This window comes from Streptomyces sp. NPDC048565, assembly GCF_040650935.1.
In the GTDB taxonomy this organism is placed as follows: Bacteria; Actinomycetota; Actinomycetes; order Streptomycetales; family Streptomycetaceae; genus Streptomyces.
Genome location: NZ_JBEZIH010000001.1, coordinates 283,506 through 298,105, shown reverse-complemented (window position 1 = coordinate 298,105; position 14,600 = coordinate 283,506). Strand labels below are relative to the sequence as shown.

The 14,600-nt window shown below is 69.9% G+C and carries 16 protein-coding genes and 2 pseudogenes; 6 read left to right on the top strand and 12 right to left on the bottom strand.

Features of this window, described 5'->3' with window-relative positions:
• Positions 1 to 73: 73 nt before the first annotated feature.
• Positions 74 to 1,150, bottom strand: a complete 1,077-nt coding sequence (locus AB0C75_RS01295) for a CU044_5270 family protein (RefSeq protein WP_362885868.1) — start codon at positions 1,148 to 1,150, stop codon at positions 74 to 76.
• Positions 1,147 to 1,803, bottom strand: coding sequence for an RNA polymerase sigma factor (locus tag AB0C75_RS01290; protein WP_362885866.1), 657 nt, complete (start codon positions 1,801 to 1,803; stop codon positions 1,147 to 1,149). Before AB0C75_RS01290 ends, AB0C75_RS01295 begins: the two co-directional genes overlap by 4 nt.
• A gap of 333 nt (positions 1,804 to 2,136) precedes the next feature.
• Between AB0C75_RS01290 and AB0C75_RS01285 the strand changes: the two genes are divergently transcribed.
• On the top strand, positions 2,137 to 3,405 hold the full coding sequence (locus AB0C75_RS01285) for an MFS transporter (protein WP_362885864.1): 1,269 nt from the start codon (positions 2,137 to 2,139) through the stop codon (positions 3,403 to 3,405).
• 38 nt (positions 3,406 to 3,443) lie between these two features.
• On the opposite strand, the gene AB0C75_RS01280 is transcribed toward AB0C75_RS01285, so the two are convergent.
• Positions 3,444 to 4,271: a M55 family metallopeptidase gene (locus AB0C75_RS01280; protein WP_362885863.1), complete on the bottom strand. Its 828-nt coding sequence runs from the start codon at positions 4,269 to 4,271 to the stop codon at positions 3,444 to 3,446.
• Positions 4,272 to 4,535: 264 nt separating this feature from the next.
• Here AB0C75_RS01280 and AB0C75_RS01275 point away from each other — a divergent pair, with 264 nt between their 5' ends.
• The gene (locus tag AB0C75_RS01275) at positions 4,536 to 5,126 is read left to right on the top strand and encodes a hypothetical protein (RefSeq protein WP_362885861.1); all 591 of its coding nucleotides are present in this window, start codon (positions 4,536 to 4,538) and stop codon (positions 5,124 to 5,126) included.
• A 7-nt stretch (positions 5,127 to 5,133) separates the two neighbouring features.
• Here the strand turns inward: AB0C75_RS01275 and AB0C75_RS01270 are convergent.
• Positions 5,134 to 6,277: pseudogene (locus AB0C75_RS01270) on the bottom strand (IS630 family transposase).
• A gap of 156 nt (positions 6,278 to 6,433) precedes the next feature.
• Between AB0C75_RS01270 and AB0C75_RS01265 the strand changes: the two are divergent.
• Complete coding sequence (locus tag AB0C75_RS01265) at positions 6,434 to 7,165, top strand: alpha/beta hydrolase (RefSeq protein WP_362885859.1); 732 nt, start codon at positions 6,434 to 6,436, stop codon at positions 7,163 to 7,165.
• A 194-nt stretch (positions 7,166 to 7,359) separates the two neighbouring features.
• Here the strand turns inward: AB0C75_RS01265 and AB0C75_RS01260 are convergent, their stop codons facing one another.
• Both AB0C75_RS01260 and AB0C75_RS01255 read right to left on the bottom strand, forming a co-directional pair.
• A complete protein-coding gene (locus AB0C75_RS01260) occupies positions 7,360 to 7,920 on the bottom strand; it encodes a DinB family protein (protein WP_362885858.1) in 561 nt (186 codons plus the stop codon).
• 180 nt (positions 7,921 to 8,100) lie between these two features.
• A pseudogene (locus tag AB0C75_RS01255) lies at positions 8,101 to 8,247 on the bottom strand (ATP-binding protein); the annotation flags it as partial.
• A 204-nt stretch (positions 8,248 to 8,451) separates the two neighbouring features.
• Between AB0C75_RS01255 and AB0C75_RS01250 the strand changes: the two are divergent.
• Positions 8,452 to 8,754, top strand: a complete 303-nt coding sequence (locus tag AB0C75_RS01250) for a hypothetical protein (RefSeq protein WP_362885856.1) — start codon at positions 8,452 to 8,454, stop codon at positions 8,752 to 8,754.
• Between the two features lie 302 nt (positions 8,755 to 9,056).
• On the opposite strand, the gene AB0C75_RS01245 is transcribed toward AB0C75_RS01250, so the two are convergent.
• From AB0C75_RS01245 to AB0C75_RS01225, 5 genes are all read right to left on the bottom strand, one after another.
• Positions 9,057 to 9,788 carry a hypothetical protein gene (locus AB0C75_RS01245; protein WP_362885855.1) on the bottom strand — a complete coding sequence of 244 codons (732 nt, stop codon included), beginning with the start codon at positions 9,786 to 9,788 and terminating at the stop codon, positions 9,057 to 9,059.
• A gap of 95 nt (positions 9,789 to 9,883) precedes the next feature.
• Positions 9,884 to 11,008: an ATP-grasp peptide maturase system methyltransferase gene (gene tgmC, locus AB0C75_RS01240; RefSeq protein ID WP_362885853.1), complete on the bottom strand. Its 1,125-nt coding sequence runs from the start codon at positions 11,006 to 11,008 to the stop codon at positions 9,884 to 9,886.
• On the bottom strand, positions 11,005 to 11,964 hold the full coding sequence (tgmB, locus tag AB0C75_RS01235) for an ATP-grasp ribosomal peptide maturase (RefSeq protein ID WP_362885851.1): 960 nt from the start codon (positions 11,962 to 11,964) through the stop codon (positions 11,005 to 11,007). Before tgmB ends, tgmC begins: the two co-directional genes overlap by 4 nt.
• Before the next feature lie 54 nt (positions 11,965 to 12,018).
• Entirely contained in the window at positions 12,019 to 12,279 is a 261-nt protein-coding gene (gene tgmA / locus AB0C75_RS01230; RefSeq protein ID WP_362885849.1) for a putative ATP-grasp-modified RiPP, read from the bottom strand.
• A 77-nt stretch (positions 12,280 to 12,356) separates the two neighbouring features.
• Complete coding sequence (locus AB0C75_RS01225; protein ID WP_362885847.1) at positions 12,357 to 12,860, bottom strand: ATP-binding protein; 504 nt, start codon at positions 12,858 to 12,860, stop codon at positions 12,357 to 12,359.
• Between the two features lie 197 nt (positions 12,861 to 13,057).
• On the opposite strand from AB0C75_RS01225, the gene AB0C75_RS01220 reads away from it, so the two are divergent.
• Together AB0C75_RS01220 and AB0C75_RS01215 are read left to right on the top strand one after the other, a co-directional pair.
• Complete coding sequence (locus AB0C75_RS01220; protein ID WP_362885845.1) at positions 13,058 to 13,915, top strand: helix-turn-helix transcriptional regulator; 858 nt, start codon at positions 13,058 to 13,060, stop codon at positions 13,913 to 13,915.
• Positions 13,912 to 14,103: a DUF397 domain-containing protein gene (locus AB0C75_RS01215; protein WP_362885843.1), complete on the top strand. Its 192-nt coding sequence runs from the start codon at positions 13,912 to 13,914 to the stop codon at positions 14,101 to 14,103. Before AB0C75_RS01220 ends, AB0C75_RS01215 begins: the two co-directional genes overlap by 4 nt.
• 49 nt (positions 14,104 to 14,152) lie before the next feature.
• Here AB0C75_RS01215 and AB0C75_RS01210 read toward each other — a convergent pair whose 3' ends face one another.
• Positions 14,153 to 14,407 carry a hypothetical protein gene (locus AB0C75_RS01210; RefSeq protein WP_362885841.1) on the bottom strand — a complete coding sequence of 85 codons (255 nt, stop codon included), beginning with the start codon at positions 14,405 to 14,407 and terminating at the stop codon, positions 14,153 to 14,155.
• Positions 14,408 to 14,600 lie beyond the last annotated feature (193 nt).

The window sequence follows — 14,600 nt, the reverse complement described above, 5'->3', positions numbered from 1 at the left end:
GGCGGGAAGCCCCCGGGCTCCGTGGCGTGACGTGCGGGACCCGGGGGGCCTCGCTGTGACCAGGCGTGCGGGCTCAGTCCAGGTAGGCGTCGTACTGCTCGACGTCACCGGGCTCGAGCCGCATCTTCGGGTCGGTCCTGATGCTGGAGAGCTCCATGCCCAGGATGCGTCCGGTGTGTTCGTCGAGGATGATCGTCCACCGCACCGTCCCCTTGAAGTCGACCGCGTACGCCTGGCCTTGGCGTCCCGCACGGTCCGTGACCGGACCGATGGCACGCAGGCCGGACTGCTTGGCGAGCAGACCGTCGATCGCGGCCGTCTCGGCGGGGCCGGGCGTCCAGTCACGCAGCAGCCCCTCCAAGGAGTTCATCGTCCAGTACGTGCTGCCACGGGTGTCGGGGTTGTCCTCCGCCAGGTAGTCGGCGAGCCCGCCCACGGTGGTCGGGGGCGTGCTCCGGTAGCCGGCGGTCCTTTCCCATGAGCCTGCCGGCAGGTGCGTGCGGTCGACGACCCGGCCGTCCTTGATGTCCTGCACCTCACCGCTGCCGTCGGCGTCGAAGCGCTCGCGGGTCTCGATCACCGGCATCTGCTCCGGCTCGTGCTTGCCGTCGTCCCACATTCCCAGTGCCCACTCCCGGCGGTGGGTCCCGCGGTGCGCGGCGCCGTGGGAACCGGCGAGGGCGGCGGCCCGCTGCGCGACCGTGGCGAGGGGCACGGTGGCCCGGGAGCTCTCCACCTTGAGCGGGGCGGGCGCGGCGACAGCCGTCTGGCCGCTGCTGCCGGTGACGGCGAACCCCGCCATGATCGCCGCGACGACGGCGGCAGCCGCTCCGAGGGACATCGACCGGCCGGGCGTCAGCCAGCCGAAGGCCGAGGGGTGACGGGCGCCGGATCGGGACTTGGCGGACTTCGCGGCGTCGGACGTGGCGGCCGTGTCGTCGACCTCGCTCATCAGGTGTGCTTCGAGCTCCGCGTGACGGGTGGGCGGAAGCCCGGGGGTGGCGGGCGGCGGGAGCATCTCACGCAGTGCGGCCAGCTCGGTGCGGTCGCGGGCCTCCTGCCACTCCTGGTTCCCCTCCTCGTGGGCGGGGCCCGCCGGACGGGAGGACGGGGTGGCGGCGCCGGAGCGGTTCCGGAACAGGGCGTTCATGCGGGGTTCTCCTGGGTGGTTCGAGCCGGAATGCTGTTCACACGCTGTATCTGTCCGCTGCCTCCGGGGAGTTCCCGACCGGGTCCGCTCCATGTGTCCTCGCGCGGGGTGGCCGGGTGCCCTACGGAGTCGCGCAGCTTGGCGCGGGCGCGGGACAGCCGGGAGCGCACGGTGCCGACGGGTATGCCCAGGGCCTCTGCGGCGGACGCGTAGTCAAGACCGCCCCAGACGCACAGGGTGAGCACCTCGCGCTCGGCGCGCCGCAGCCTCTCCAGCGCCGCCTTGGCCGCCACCAGCTGTTCGGCGTCCGCCAGTCGCCCGGTCACCTCTTCGGCGAAGTCCGGGACGGTGTCCGAGCGTGGCATCCGGGCCAGGGCCCTCCGGTGCCGCCGGGCCGAACGGGCCGTGTTGCGCAGGACGTTGGTGGCGATGCCCAGAAGCCACGGGCGCAGACTGCCGGTCTCCTCAGGGCGCAGCCGCTCACGTGAGCGCCACGCCTCCAGATAGGTGAGGGAGACGACGTCCTCGGCCGTGGCCCAGTTTCCCGTGGACCACAGGGCATGGCGGTACACGGCGTTCGCGTGCTCCCGGAAAGCCTCGGCGAGCGCGGCCGGGTCGCCTTCGCGGAGACGGCTGTGGGTTGAGTGAGTCACGTGGAGTACTGTCCGACCGCCCTGACGGGTTCCCGTGACGTGTGTCACGGATGCTGAATGAAGGCGATGAAGGCGATGAAGGCGATGAGGGTGTGCTGAAGCCGGACTCGAACCGATCCGGGGAAGCGCCCGCAGGGTCGCGGGCCCGTCCGACGTCCACGGTTCCACGGCGGCCTCGAAGCCGTTGTCCCGGGTGGGGCGGGTCGCGCGCATCGCGGTGATCGTGCGGGGGCTCGCGCCCTGGAGGACCTTCCCGGAGGAGTGTACGTTTGTACATACTCATCCGGGGGCGGCGTCCGCCCGGCCGTGCACTCCTGAAAGAGCGCGTCACTGATGGACCTGGCCACACAGACACGTCGCCGCCGAACGGCACTGTGCTTCTTCTTCCTCGTACCGGGCCTGTCGATCTCCTCCTGGGTGACGCGCACGCCCGACATCAGGGACCAACTGGGCGCGTCGACCGCGCAGATGGGCCTCGTGCTCTTCGGCCTGTCCGTCGGCTCCATGGCCGGCATCCTCAGCTCGGGGGCGCTGGTCGCGCGGTTCGGCACCCGGCCGGTCATGGGCGTGGGCACGTCCCTGACCATCGCGGGCGCGGTGGCCATCGGCTGCGGCGCCCCGCTCTCCTCGGCCCCCACCGTCACCGCCGGGCTGTTCCTCTTCGGTGCCGGGATGGGCGGCGGAGAGGTGGCGGTCAACATCGACGGCGCCGAGGTCGAACGGCTCACCGGCCGCACGGTGCTGCCCACCCTGCACGGCTTCTTCAGTCTCGGCACCGTCGTGGGAGCCGGGATCGGCATCCTGTGCACCGCCGTCGAGTTCCCGGTGCAGTGGCACCTGACCGCCATGGCCGTCGTCGCGGCCGGAATGTTCGTGTACGCCTTCCGCGCCATCCCCGCCGACGTCGGCAGGACCGGAACCGCCCCGGCCGACGGTGGTCCCGCCCCCGCCCGCCCCGCGGTCTGGAAGGACCGGCGCCTGCTGCTGATCGGCGGCATCATCCTCGCGATGGCGCTGGCCGAGGGCGCCGCCAACGACTGGCTGCCCCTGCTCATGGTCGACGGCCACGGCGTCGACCCCGCCCTGGGCTCGGCCGTCTACGCGGGCTTCGCCGCCGCCATGACGCTCGGCCGCTTCGGTGGAGGCTTCTTCATCGACCGCTTCGGCCGCGCGCCCGTCGTCCGGGCCAGCGCACTGTCGGCGTCCCTCGGCCTTGCCCTCGTCATCTTCGCCGACTCGCCGGTCCTGGCCGGCGCGGCGGTCCTCTTCTGGGGCCTGGGCGCCTCGCTCGGCTTCCCCGTCGCCCTCTCGGCCGCCGGCGACTCGGGCCCCGACGCGGCGGCCCGCGTCAGCCTGGTCGCGATGATCGGCTACATCGCGTTCCTGGTGGGCCCGCCCTCGCTCGGCTTCCTCGGCGACCACTACGGGCTGCGGGCCGCGATGACCGTGGTCCTCGCGTCCGTAGCCGTAGCCGTGTTCCTCGCCCCAGCCATCGGCCCCCGCCGCCCGGCGGCACCGGCCGCCCCGCCGGCGCCGGCACCGGCGCCGGGGGAAGTTACGGACCCGCATACCACCTCAAACCAGACAACCCCCCGTCCGTAACCTCCCCCCACCACCGACCGCCACCCCCGCCGCCCCGCTCACCCGGGCTTGATCGAGGCGAGCTGTACGAGTAGCTGCACCAGGCGGTAGGCCTCGCCGAAGTCGGCTGCCGTGAACGCGACCGTACGGCCGCCATCGGCGCGTGAGACGCCGGGCACCAGCGTCGCCAGGTCGACGGCGGCCGCACCGACGAGGTCCACCTCGACAGCGAGCGGCCCGGCGATGTCCAGCGGTGGGACCAGAGCACGCCGCCCGATGGCTTCGGCCGCACCGGCGCGCAGCCGCTCCCGCGCCACCTCAGGGTGCAGGGTGACGGCGGCGGCCGCCGCGATGGCCTCCTTGACCGCGACGGTGACCGCGGAAGGGGCCAGCTCACCGAACTCGGCGCAGGCGGCGTCGTCGCCGCTGAGCAGCAGGACCGGTACGCCCAAGTGCCCGGCCATCGCGGTGTTGAGACCGATCTCCCCGAGCGAACGCCCTGCCACGCGCACGTCCAGGATGTCCCCGCTCATGGTGTGCGCGATCACGCCGGGACCTGCCCCCGCACGGGCGTGGTAGCCCACGAGCAGGACGGCGTCGGTGTCCTCGTCGAGCCCTCCGAGCATGCCCAGGGGCCGCGGCTTGCCACGCACCAGACGCGCCCGCCGGTCCATCTCCTCCGGCAGGAGGTTACGGAACGGCCCGTGCGCATCGGCGACCCTGACGTCGGCGCCGGGCTCGGCGTCCAGGACACCGGCGATGACGGCGTTCGCCTCGGCGGTCATCAACGCCCGGCCGCGCTCGTAGTCGTAGCGGTCGGGATTCGTCTCGGAGGTGTGCACGATCCCCGAGACACCCTCCATGTCGACGGATATGAGTACCTTCATGGAACGGGGAGCCTACGCGTGCGAGCGCCCGCCCGGTCGGAGTCCGTACAGCCGCACTCAGACTGCGGCGGGGGCGGGGGCGGCTGAGTACGGCTACCTACTCCATGGGCGGTAGCCGAGCCCATTCGCCCAGCTCTCCTCGGGCATACCGTCCCCCGTATGCCCGAGACCGCAACAGCCACCCCGCCCCCGCCCGGACCCGGACCCGTGCCCTCGGCTCCCTCCCGGTCCCGGGGCAGGCCCCGCGCTTTAGTCCTCGGGGTCGTGGGGAGCGGCTGCGCCGCGCTCGTCGTCGTACTCGTCCTGCTCGTCCAGCTCGCGTGGGGGTCCTCGGACTTCTCCCGCGTCGCGCCCGAGGACATGGCGGACCGAGCCTTCCAGCGGTCCCAGGAGGCGTACGACGTCATGGGGTTCACGCGCACCGTGCGACCGGGAGTCGAGGACATCGGCGTCAGCACGGAGAACACGCTCGCCTCCGGCTACTGCTACAGCGGAGGGCTGCTGAGCCTCGACGAGACCGTCGACGGCGCCTACCGGATGAGCCACCGCTGGGCGCTGAACCACGTACCCGCGAGCCAGGCCGTCCCCGGACTCCGCAGGCTGCACCAGCAACTCAAGGACGAAGGCTGGGAGATCACGTCCTACAGCGACGGCGAGAAGGGCAATTGGGATCTGTTCGTCCAGCGGGACGACGGGGACGAGCGGATGTCCTTCACCTGGTTTCCGGACCGTGAGTACTTCATGGGCGGCGCCACCGGCCCCTGCGCCTACGACCCCGGGTGGCAGGACGGCGACCCCGGCCTCTCCGGGGACGATCTGTGGCCGCCGACCCTCGGGCATGCACAGCGGAACTAGTGCCGGATCAGGCAACGTTCGCCCTGTCGACGATGGCGCGTAGGCGCCGGTCGTCGGCGTGGCGGTTTCGCCAGACGATGTAGCGGCGGATCATGCTGCCCTGCTCTATGTGGTCGGCGTGGTCCGTGCCGTCGAGGGTGAAGTAGCGCAGGGCTGTGAACTGGGCCTCGATGCGGTTGAGCCAGGAGCTGTTGGTCGGGGTGTAGGCCATCTCGACGTTGTTGGCCGCAGCCCAGGTGCCGACTCGCCGGCACTTCTTCGTGGTCAGGTGCGGAGAGAAGTTGTCACTGATAATCGCGATCCGGACCTCTGGCGAGTAGAGGCTTCGCAGGTAGCGGCAGAACTCCAGGAACTGCGTCCGCCTCTTGACCGGCTTGATGTGGCCGTAGAGCTTGTCCTTGGCCAGGCCCAGGGCGGCGAACAGGTGCCGCACCCCGCCATAGCGGTTGTAGGTCGCCCGGCGCCGCCGGCGGGGCTCACGGTCGGGATCCTTGTGCTTACCTCCGCGTTCGGCCCACTGCCGGCCCGGGTGCGGCATCAGATTGAGGGGGCCGAACTCGTCCATGCAGAAGATGACTTCGGGTTCGCCGTCCTCGGGTGTGACCTCTCCGTCGGCGATCGCACAAAGACGCTCGACGCGGGTCTTCTTGGCCGCGTAGTCCGGATCACGGGAGGTCTTCCAGGTCTTCAGGCGTTGAAAGGAGACGCCTTCCTCGCGGAGCAGAATGCGCAGGCCCTCGTGGCTGATGTCGTCGACCACCCCCTCTGCGACCAGGAAGTCCGCCAGCATGGTCAGACTCCGGGTCGAGAACGGCAGATCGTGCTCAGTGGGCTCGGACTTGGCGATCTTCTTGATCTCACGGCGCTCCGGCAGCGTGAACGTCCGTGAACGTCCTCGGCCGACCGCCGGAGTACTTCGGATACAGCGAGTCGAAGCCGTCCGTGTTGAAGTTGTGGATGACGTCTCCGACCCGGTCGTCGCTGGTGAACGACACCTCGGCGATCCTCGCCACCGGCATGCCCTGCGCGGACAGCAGAACCATCTGGGCCCGCCGCCAGGTCACCACCGACCCGGTGCCCCTGCGGATGATCCGCAGCAGCCGTTGCCCCTCGTCGTCATCGATCTCTCGAAGCCGCACTCGTTCCGCCACCCGGACAGGATGACGGCCCCGTGCCGCCCGGCACAGCTCCCGGGCGGCGCGTCACACTGTGACTGAGCGTCCTCGCCGGCCAGCATCTCCGCGTCTCAACGGTGAGATGGCCCGCCGGTAGAGTCGGTTCGAGGAGAGTGCTGATCTGGGGGGCTTATGACTGCAGCGGGTGCACCGCCCATCATCTTCGTGCACGGGACGCGGTTCAGCGCGGGACAGTGGAGCCCACAGCTCGCCGCACTCGACGAGGACTTCCGGGTAGCCGCTGTCGACCTACCAGGCCACGGTGCCCGCTCTGCTCAACCCTGGAGCCTGAACGCGGCGACGGAGATCATTGCTTCCGCGGTGGACTCGCTCGGCTGTGGACCGGCTCTGGTCGTCGGGCACTCGCTCGGCGGATACGCCTCGCTGGAGTTCGCCCGGCGCTGCCCCGAGCAGCTGCGGGGGCTGGTCCTTGCTGGGGCCAGCGCCTCAACTCGTGGCCCTTGGGCAACGCCCTATCGGTGGGTCGCCGGGCTCGTCCCTCGCATACCGGCGAACCGGCTGGCCCGGTGGAATGACCGGTTGCTGCGTCGGCTCTATCCTCCCGAGGTGGTGGAGGCGACCATCCTCTCTGGCTACGCCTTCCACACCCTGCCAGCCGCCTGGAGCGAGGTGCTGGGCCGCTTTGACGCGGGTGCGATGCGTCATGTGGCGGCTCCCGTGCTCATCTTGAACGGCGAGAAGGACACCGTCTTCCGGTCCGGCGAGATGGACTTCGCCCACGCGCATCCGCACGCCCGCGTCGAATTGATCCCGCGGGCAGGACATCTCGCGAACTTCGACGATCCAGATGCCTTCACCGATGCTGTCCGTCGCTTCGCCCGGCAGCTACCTGTTCGTAGCTGAGCGCGGGTCGGGGTCGGGGTCGGCGTCGGGGAGGTTACGGACGACTAATTGCGACAATTCAGACTCAGGGCGGTCCGTAACTTCACCCGAGACCGACCTGGGCGTCCGGTCCGACCTGGGCGTCCGGGCGTTGTGGCGGTCCAGCGGCCACCCACGCCGGCCCACCCACGCCTGCCCGCCCATGTCGGCCCACGTCAGCCCATGGTCTTGGCGCCGTCGATCGACTCCCGGATGATGTCGGCGTGGCCTGCGTGCTGAGCGGTCTCGGTCATGATGTGCATCAGCACCCGGCGCGCCGACCACCGCACGTCGCCCTCGAACCATGGGGCCTTGGGCAGCGGCTGGGTGGCGTCCAGGTCGGGCAGGGTGGTGACCAGTTCGTCGGTCCTGCGGGCCGCCTCGGCGTAGTCGGCCAGCAGGCCTTCCAGCGTCTCGCCGGGGAACATCCGGTACTCGTCGACCCGCCGGGCCAGGTCCGCCTCAGTCATCTCGGTGAAGTCCCCCATGGCCGACGGACCGTCCACGATGAAGGCGGCCCAGCTTCGTTCACCCGAGGTCAGGTGTTTGACGAGTCCCCCCAGACACAGGTCGCTCGCCGTGGGGCGCAACGCGGCCTGCTCGTCGGTGAGGTCCCGGGTGGTGAAGCGGAGGAAACGCCGGTGCTCGGCCAGCATCTCCAGCAGGTCGGCGCGCTCGCCGGTGACGGCCGCCGGGGCATCGGAGGTGTCGCGGATGGTCGTGCCACTGACAGTCATGATCTCTATCTCTGCCTTCTGTCGTTCCTGTTCCACCGGCCAAGGAACACGTTAGGAGCCATACAGGTCAGTTCCCGACCTGATTGACGGACGCCCCGTCCCACCCCCGCGCGGCGTAGTGCGCGTGGGGTGTTACGGACGGTGGAATGCCGCAGAACGGACTGATCTCCGTCCGCAACTTCACGCTTCGGAAGGCCCGTACGCGGGCCGTCCGACCCTCGCGGACAGTGCGCACTCCGCCCAGACCCTCTTGCCCGGGCCGACGCGGTCGCGGACGCCCCAGCCCCAGCGGTGGGCCAGGGCGTCGACGAGTGCCAGGCCTCGGCCGTGCCGCGTAGGCTTCGGGCAACGGTGGCGGGGGACGTCGGCCGACCAGGTCGTCGTGGCGGGCAGGCGGTTTCGGCGTCGGCGGCCGGAGTCCCCCGCAGGGGTACGGGCACTGCTCACGGCGGCAGTTGACGGGTCGTCAGGGTCGGCGCCTGTCCCGGCGGGCAGGACATGCCCCCTCGGCATCTCATGAAGGAAGCCCGTATGTCTCACCCCACCGCCCCTTCCTCTCCGCACCCGATGTCGCCCGCAGGTGAGGAGGCCGGTGGACCCAGGTCCACGTCGCACTGCCTCAAGTCCCGCTTCTCACGGCGCGGTGTGCTCGGCACCGCAGGCGCGGTAGTGGTCGCGGCCGCTGTCACCCCGATGGTGTCCGCGGCCACGAACTCCGACGAGGACAGCGGCTCGTCCGACGAGGCCAAGACCCCTGCGGGCCACTCCCTGCGGAAGGTCCCCAGGACCCGGACCGAGGCGACGACCGGCGGACGAGACGCCACATGCCGGTGACGGTCCCCGTGGGCGTGGGCGTGGGGCAGTGCCGGCTCGCGGTGTAGCTACAGATCCTCGAACCCGTCCCTATCCACATCTCGGCTGGTCGCCGCGTAGACGGGGTGCGGGATGTGGGATGCGGGATGCGGGATGCGGGGTGCGGGGTGCGAGCCCAGTGGTGCGCCACCAGACGCATCGGCCCGGGCTCAGTGCCGGCGTAGTACATCCTCCGGGGCCGGTGTCGTCGACGGAGAGGTCAGGGGTCCGGCACGAGCTCTGTGAACATGGTTTTTGCCGCGCTTCTGCCGCTCCTGTGGGCGCTATTTGATCTTCGCGGCGATGGTCCGGACGAACTCGGGGAGCACGTCGTCCCGCCAGATGAAAGGTGCTGGGGCCGAAACGCCCTTGAAGACCGCGCTGCTCTGCCCGCCCACCGTGAACAGCAGCGGACCCTTTCGGCAGTTCCAACTTCCTTCGCTGAGGCCGGTGATGACGCAGTGATCCGCGCCGCTCGCACCCTGGGCCTTGATTCCTGCCGCAACGCGATCCTGGTAGCCGGCAATCAACTTGGGGTCGGCCACTGCCTCGATGCGGACCCAGAACTGGGTAGCGGCGTAGGTCTCGCCCGGAAGACGCATGCTGTAGAGGCACTGGCCGAACTCGGAGCTGTCACTTTCCTTCCACGAGGAATCCGCGGCGAACTCCTTGGCCGACAAAGCGCTGATCCGGCGGCTCTCCTGTTTGATCTCCTTGGCGTCAGGGAGGATCGCCTCGACCTCCTCCTGGTTCACGAGCGAGCACGCGTCCGGCCACCGATTCGCGGCCAGGACCGTGCCCTCCTTGACTTCAGGAAGGTTGGCGGTCGCGTCTCGGGGGGCTGCCTTGCCTATCGCGACATCACCGTCGGACGGCAGATTCGTAGCGATCAACAGCGCCAGCAGGACGACATTTGACGCCAGGAGGGCGAGCACGAGGGGTCTCTTGTTCCACATGGCGGCTGATTCTCCCCGAGGAGCGAGCGGATCGTCGACCGCGTCCGGCGCCTCCACCACGGAGGACACGGTGTGTCATCTCTACGACAGAGCACGCGACTTCACGCCTGGCCAGCTGTAACCTGACGATCACACCCGGCCAGGACACCAACCTCTCAGACCCACGTCAGACGTTGGCCCCCCGGCCCGACATGGAGGCGCATGCGCTCGGCCGGTGGCCGCCCCGCTCGGTGCCAGCGGGTGTACTCCTCGGTGATGGCGTCCCACAGCCGGCGTGGGCCGCCCTGGCGGGCCAGCCACCTGCCGCGCTGCTCGTACACCGCAGCCCAGGCGCCCGCTTCGATGTCCACGATGACCTGTTCGGTTCGCCCGTTGCGCGGTAGCCAGAACCGCTGGGCGCGCTCCACCGTGAACTGGGTGACGAATCGGGGCGTCCACTCGTCCAGCATGTCCCCTCCGAGGTCCGTCGGCTCCGGCTCGGCGTCGTCCAGGTCGGGCAGCAGTCCGAGCGGCGGCGGCTGGTGGGGCCGGGCGAGCATGAACGAGACGTGTCCGCCCAGGACCGGTCCGCTCGCCGTCCCGTCAGCGGCGACGGTGAGCCGGACCAGTTCGGAGGCGCCCATCCACCCCGCCACAGTCGCGAGGATCGTTCCGCCCGGCCGGCTCCCGGTGATCCAGGCGCCGGGCACGGTGCGCACGGCGCAGGTCGCGATGATCCGGTCGTACGGGGCTCCTCCGGCGGGAAGTCCGGCGAGCCCGTCGCCGACGATCAGGTCCGGCCGCAGGCCCAGGCTGTCGAGGGCCACCGCGGCGCGTGAGGACACATCGGCGTCCACCTCGACCGAGGTGACGCGTTCCTCGCCGAGCGCCTGGCTGAGCAGGGCCGTGGAGTACCCGGTTCCGGTGCCGATCTCCAGAACACTCGTTCCTTCGGTTGCCTCCAGGTCCTCCAGCATCCGCACCACCAGGCTCGGCAGGGTCGAGGAGGACGTGGGGCGTTGGGCGATCCTGCCCTCGACCTCGCGCGGCACGACGGCCGCCGCGAGCTGGGTCACCAGCGTGTCGTCCTCGTAGACGCGGTCCAGGCCTCTCGCGCCGTCGAGAAACGCGGGCCGGTACCAGCCGCCGTCCTCGTATTCGAACCAGCCTCCGCCGAGGAACGCCTCACGCGGCACGGCCCGGACAGCCGCGTCCCATCGGGCGCTGCGCAGCACCCCGGCCCCGGCAAGCTCGCGGGCCAGAGCGGCCCGGTGGTGTGTGGAAGCGTTGTACTCGTTCACCGTCGTTCTTCCCCTTGTTCGAGCAGGTCAGCGATGGCACGGGTGAGGGGCAGGCCGGTGGCGGCCTCGAGCCAGGCCCACTGCCCGTTCGGGTTGCACTCCAAGAACCACCATGCACCGTCATCGGACACGGCGAAGTCGAAGGCGCCGTAGGCCAGATCGAAGGTGTCGAGAAACCGGAGGAGGGCGTGCCGCATGCTCGGCGGGCAGTCGACGGGCGCGTAGGAGAGGTTCTTGTACTCCGCCCGCCAGTCGACGACGCCGGGCGGAGCGGTGATGCGCACGCAGAACGTCTCCCGGCCGACGACGACGGCCCGAATGTCCGCCACCTTGTCGACCTGCGCCTGGAAGAGGTGCGCGCAGCGGCCGACGGTGTCGTCGAGCTGACGGGCCCCTACGGAGGCTGCCCAGATACCGGCCGGCTCACCGTCCACCTCGTACGCACCGGCGTGCAGCGGCTTGTAGATCGTGGGCCGGGCAGCGGTGAACGCCTGCGCCTCCAGCGGATCATTGGTGATGAGCGTACGGGGGACGAGCAGCCCGGCGGTGAGCGCGACCGCGAGCTGCGCCGGCTTGTACTCGGCACGGGCGATGGCCGACGGGTGGCTCAGATAGCGGCACTTGGGCAGCGCGGCCAGCACTCCGCCGAGTCCACGCCGGTTCTCGCCCGCCGCGAACCGTGCCGACTGGTCACCGCCTGTCGCCAGGCCGAACGGGCTGGGCCGACGGTGGTACAGCGACCGGACCTCGGACAGGTCCGCGGTTCTGTCGCGCACGGTCAGGGTGCCCTCCCACCCGGACTGACCGAGGTGTGCGGCGAGTCCAGCCGCCGCCGGGAGATCCCGGCCGGGATCGAACCGCAGGACGGGCACACGGCGCCGGTTCAACTCGGCGATCACCAGATCCGCTGTGGCGTCCTCGTCCTCGGTCGCGACCAGCACCGTGTGCCCTCGCATCACTCTGTCCTCCGCCTCTCTGTCCTGCCCTGTCCTGTCTGCACTGTCCTGTTCTCAGTCCTGGGTTGCGTCGTGGCCGCTGTCGGCGTCGAACCTGCCGTCCTTGCCGACCTGCGTGGGCGGGTAGGTGTTCACGGACGTGCCGTGCTTGCCCAGCTCGACGGGCGTCATGACGCCGTCCCCACCGGTCCAGCGCCCGGTCTGGGACTCGTGGTCGATGCCCTCGTACTGCCAGGGCGACGGTTCGGCGTTACGCAGAGGTGTCATGCGGCTCATGCCCCAGGGGGCGGACGTGGCAGGTGTGGTTTCCAACATCGTTTCTCCTTCTGGTGGTTGCCGACGCGGGGTGGTCCCTCGCGACGGGTACTGGTGCCGTGAGCCGGGATCTTGGCTCACATGTGCGCGGCGTGGCAGCGAGGCCCGTTCTCTGCGGCGGCTTGCCCGCACGTGGGAGGGCAGGGTTCCGTGGGCAGTACGTACTCAGCCCAGACCGTCTTCCCTGGGCCGACACGGTCGCGTACGCCCCAGCGGGTGGTGAGGGCATCGACGAGTACCAGGCCGCGACCGTGGTCCTCGTCGAGGGCAGCCGCGACATGGGCCGGCTGCGCGGGGTGGGTGTCGGACACCTCGATACGGATGACGCCCCGGTTTGCGTCGTACGCAAGAAGCAGGGCGAAGTCCCGACCGGACACGCGGCCGTGCAGCGCGGCATTCGCGGCGAGCTCGGCTACGACGAGCGCCACCGCGTCATGGTCACCCGTTCCGCGAGGGTGCCCCCACTCGACGAGCTGAAGCGCGGCAAGCAAGCGCGCGAGCCGGGCTCCGCGTCGGGTGGCGGAGAAGCGCTGGGTGAACACGCGGGCCCCGATGACGGGTTGGCTGCGGGGGGTTGGCATGGGAGCCAGCCTGGTCGGGCGTCTGTCCTCACGGCAGGCACGGAACCGATACAGATCGGCTTGTACTTGTTCACGCGCTGGACTGGGAGGGTCACCGTAAGTGACGATGGATTCAGTCAGGCGCGTGGCTCAGCGCGGACGACGCACGGCATGGGTGGGCCCGTGAGCGGGCCCGGCACAGAGAGAGGCGGCTACGCATGGCTTCGGACCATGGCGGTGGCGGGGGCGGCGCGAACTGCGGCGAGCCGGAGCTGTCGGACAGCCTCAAGACGTTCGGGGCGGTGCTCAAGGCCCTGCGCGAGGAGGCGCGCCTGACGCAGGAGCAGTTCGCACCGCTGGTGCAGTATTCGGCGGCGTACATCGCCAAGATCGAGCAGGGCAAGCGCTTCCCGCCGAGGGACTTGCTGGAGCGTTCGGAGGAAGTGCTGGGGGCGGGGGCGGCACGGGTACTGGCGGCTGCGGCGCGGAGCCTGACGCGGAAGGTGGGGCTGGCTTCTTGGTTCCAGCAGTGGGCGGGGATCGAGGAAGACGCAGTCTCGCTCCTGTCATACGAGTCCAGCGTGATTCCGGGCCTCCTGCAACCCGAGCCGTATATCCGTGCGCTCTTCGACCGACGCCTGCCGCCCCTTGCGGAGGAGCAGTTCGAGTATCAGGTCGCTGCCCGAATGGAGCGGCAGCGTCTCTTGGAGGAGCGGCCGAACACGACCTTCAGCTTCATCATCGAACAGGCGCTGCTGGAGCGCCGCATGGCTGGTGTCGAGGTCACGCGGGCACTCATTGACCATCTCCTCGCAGTAGGTCGTCTGAGAAACGTGGAGATCCAGGCCATGCCACTGATCCAGGAGGATCACTCAGGCTTCGAAGGCCCCCTCTCTCTGGCTGAGACGGCGGAGAACCGATGGGTGGGATACGTCGAAGCTCACGACACCAGCATGCTGATCACCGACCCCAAAGCCGCAAGCGCAATGCTTCAGCGCTATGGCAAGATGCGCTCGCAGGCTATGAGCCATCAAGCCACCACGAGTCTGCTGGAGCAGATGCGAGGAGCGCTATGAGCACTACCGAACCCCACTGGTTCAAGAGCAGCTACAGCGGTGGTGGCGGCGGCAACTGCGTGGAGATCGCCATATGCCCCGACGCCGTGCTTGTCCGGGACTCGAAGGACGCGCTGAGGCGCGGGCTGACGGTGTCTCCGGGCGCCTGGTCGGCATTCGCGGTCCTCGCTGCCAGCTCGCACCTCTGAGGGGCGGAGGAGGGCGCAGGTTCACTCGGTGACCATGGGAGACGGCTCCCTACCTCACCGATTCGGAGGATCCGCAGTCGAGGTAGAATTCGTTGCCCTCGATGTCCTGCATCACGATGCAGAATTCGTTCTCGCCGCTGGCGGTCGGTGTCGGCTGGGGTGCGGTGCTGGCCGCGAGCGGAAAGCCGTCTGGTGCGAGCTGTCGGCCGATTCCGAAGCACCCTGTCGAAGGCTGCTGAGAGCCGAAGCCGTACTGGCGACGTACCGCCGGGATGCGGGGACGATTCCATTGCTGGAAGGCCACTCCGGCAGGATGCTCGAGGAACCCGCCACGGATCTCATCGCGGACCCTCTGCACTGGGTCGCTGTGCGTGGTGGAGACCCGGACGACCTGCTGGACAGGGCTCAGATGCATTTCGAAGCGGAGGCGGCATGACTCGGTTGATGCCACGCTCCGCGGCCTCGTCAGGGTCCTATGCGATGCGCGGGGTCACTTG

Bases quoted from the DNA above. Each gene is read 5' to 3' on its own strand.
- AB0C75_RS01295 (WP_362885868.1), bottom strand. From the start codon at position 1,150: ATGAACGCCCTGTTCCGGAACCGCTCCGGCGCCGCCACCCCGTCCTCC.
- AB0C75_RS01285 (WP_362885864.1), top strand. From the start codon at position 2,137: ATGGACCTGGCCACACAGACACGTCGCCGCCGAACGGCACTGTGCTTC.
- AB0C75_RS01280 (WP_362885863.1), bottom strand. From the start codon at position 4,271: ATGAAGGTACTCATATCCGTCGACATGGAGGGTGTCTCGGGGATCGTG.
- AB0C75_RS01265 (WP_362885859.1), top strand. From the start codon at position 6,434: ATGACTGCAGCGGGTGCACCGCCCATCATCTTCGTGCACGGGACGCGG.
- AB0C75_RS01260 (WP_362885858.1), bottom strand. From the start codon at position 7,920: ATGACTGTCAGTGGCACGACCATCCGCGACACCTCCGATGCCCCGGCG.
- AB0C75_RS01250 (WP_362885856.1), top strand. From the start codon at position 8,452: ATGTCTCACCCCACCGCCCCTTCCTCTCCGCACCCGATGTCGCCCGCA.
- tgmB (WP_362885851.1), bottom strand. From the start codon at position 11,964: ATGCGAGGGCACACGGTGCTGGTCGCGACCGAGGACGAGGACGCCACA.
- tgmA (WP_362885849.1), bottom strand. From the start codon at position 12,279: ATGTTGGAAACCACACCTGCCACGTCCGCCCCCTGGGGCATGAGCCGC.
- AB0C75_RS01225 (WP_362885847.1), bottom strand. From the start codon at position 12,860: ATGCCAACCCCCCGCAGCCAACCCGTCATCGGGGCCCGCGTGTTCACC.
- AB0C75_RS01220 (WP_362885845.1), top strand. From the start codon at position 13,058: ATGGCTTCGGACCATGGCGGTGGCGGGGGCGGCGCGAACTGCGGCGAG.
- AB0C75_RS01215 (WP_362885843.1), top strand. From the start codon at position 13,912: ATGAGCACTACCGAACCCCACTGGTTCAAGAGCAGCTACAGCGGTGGT.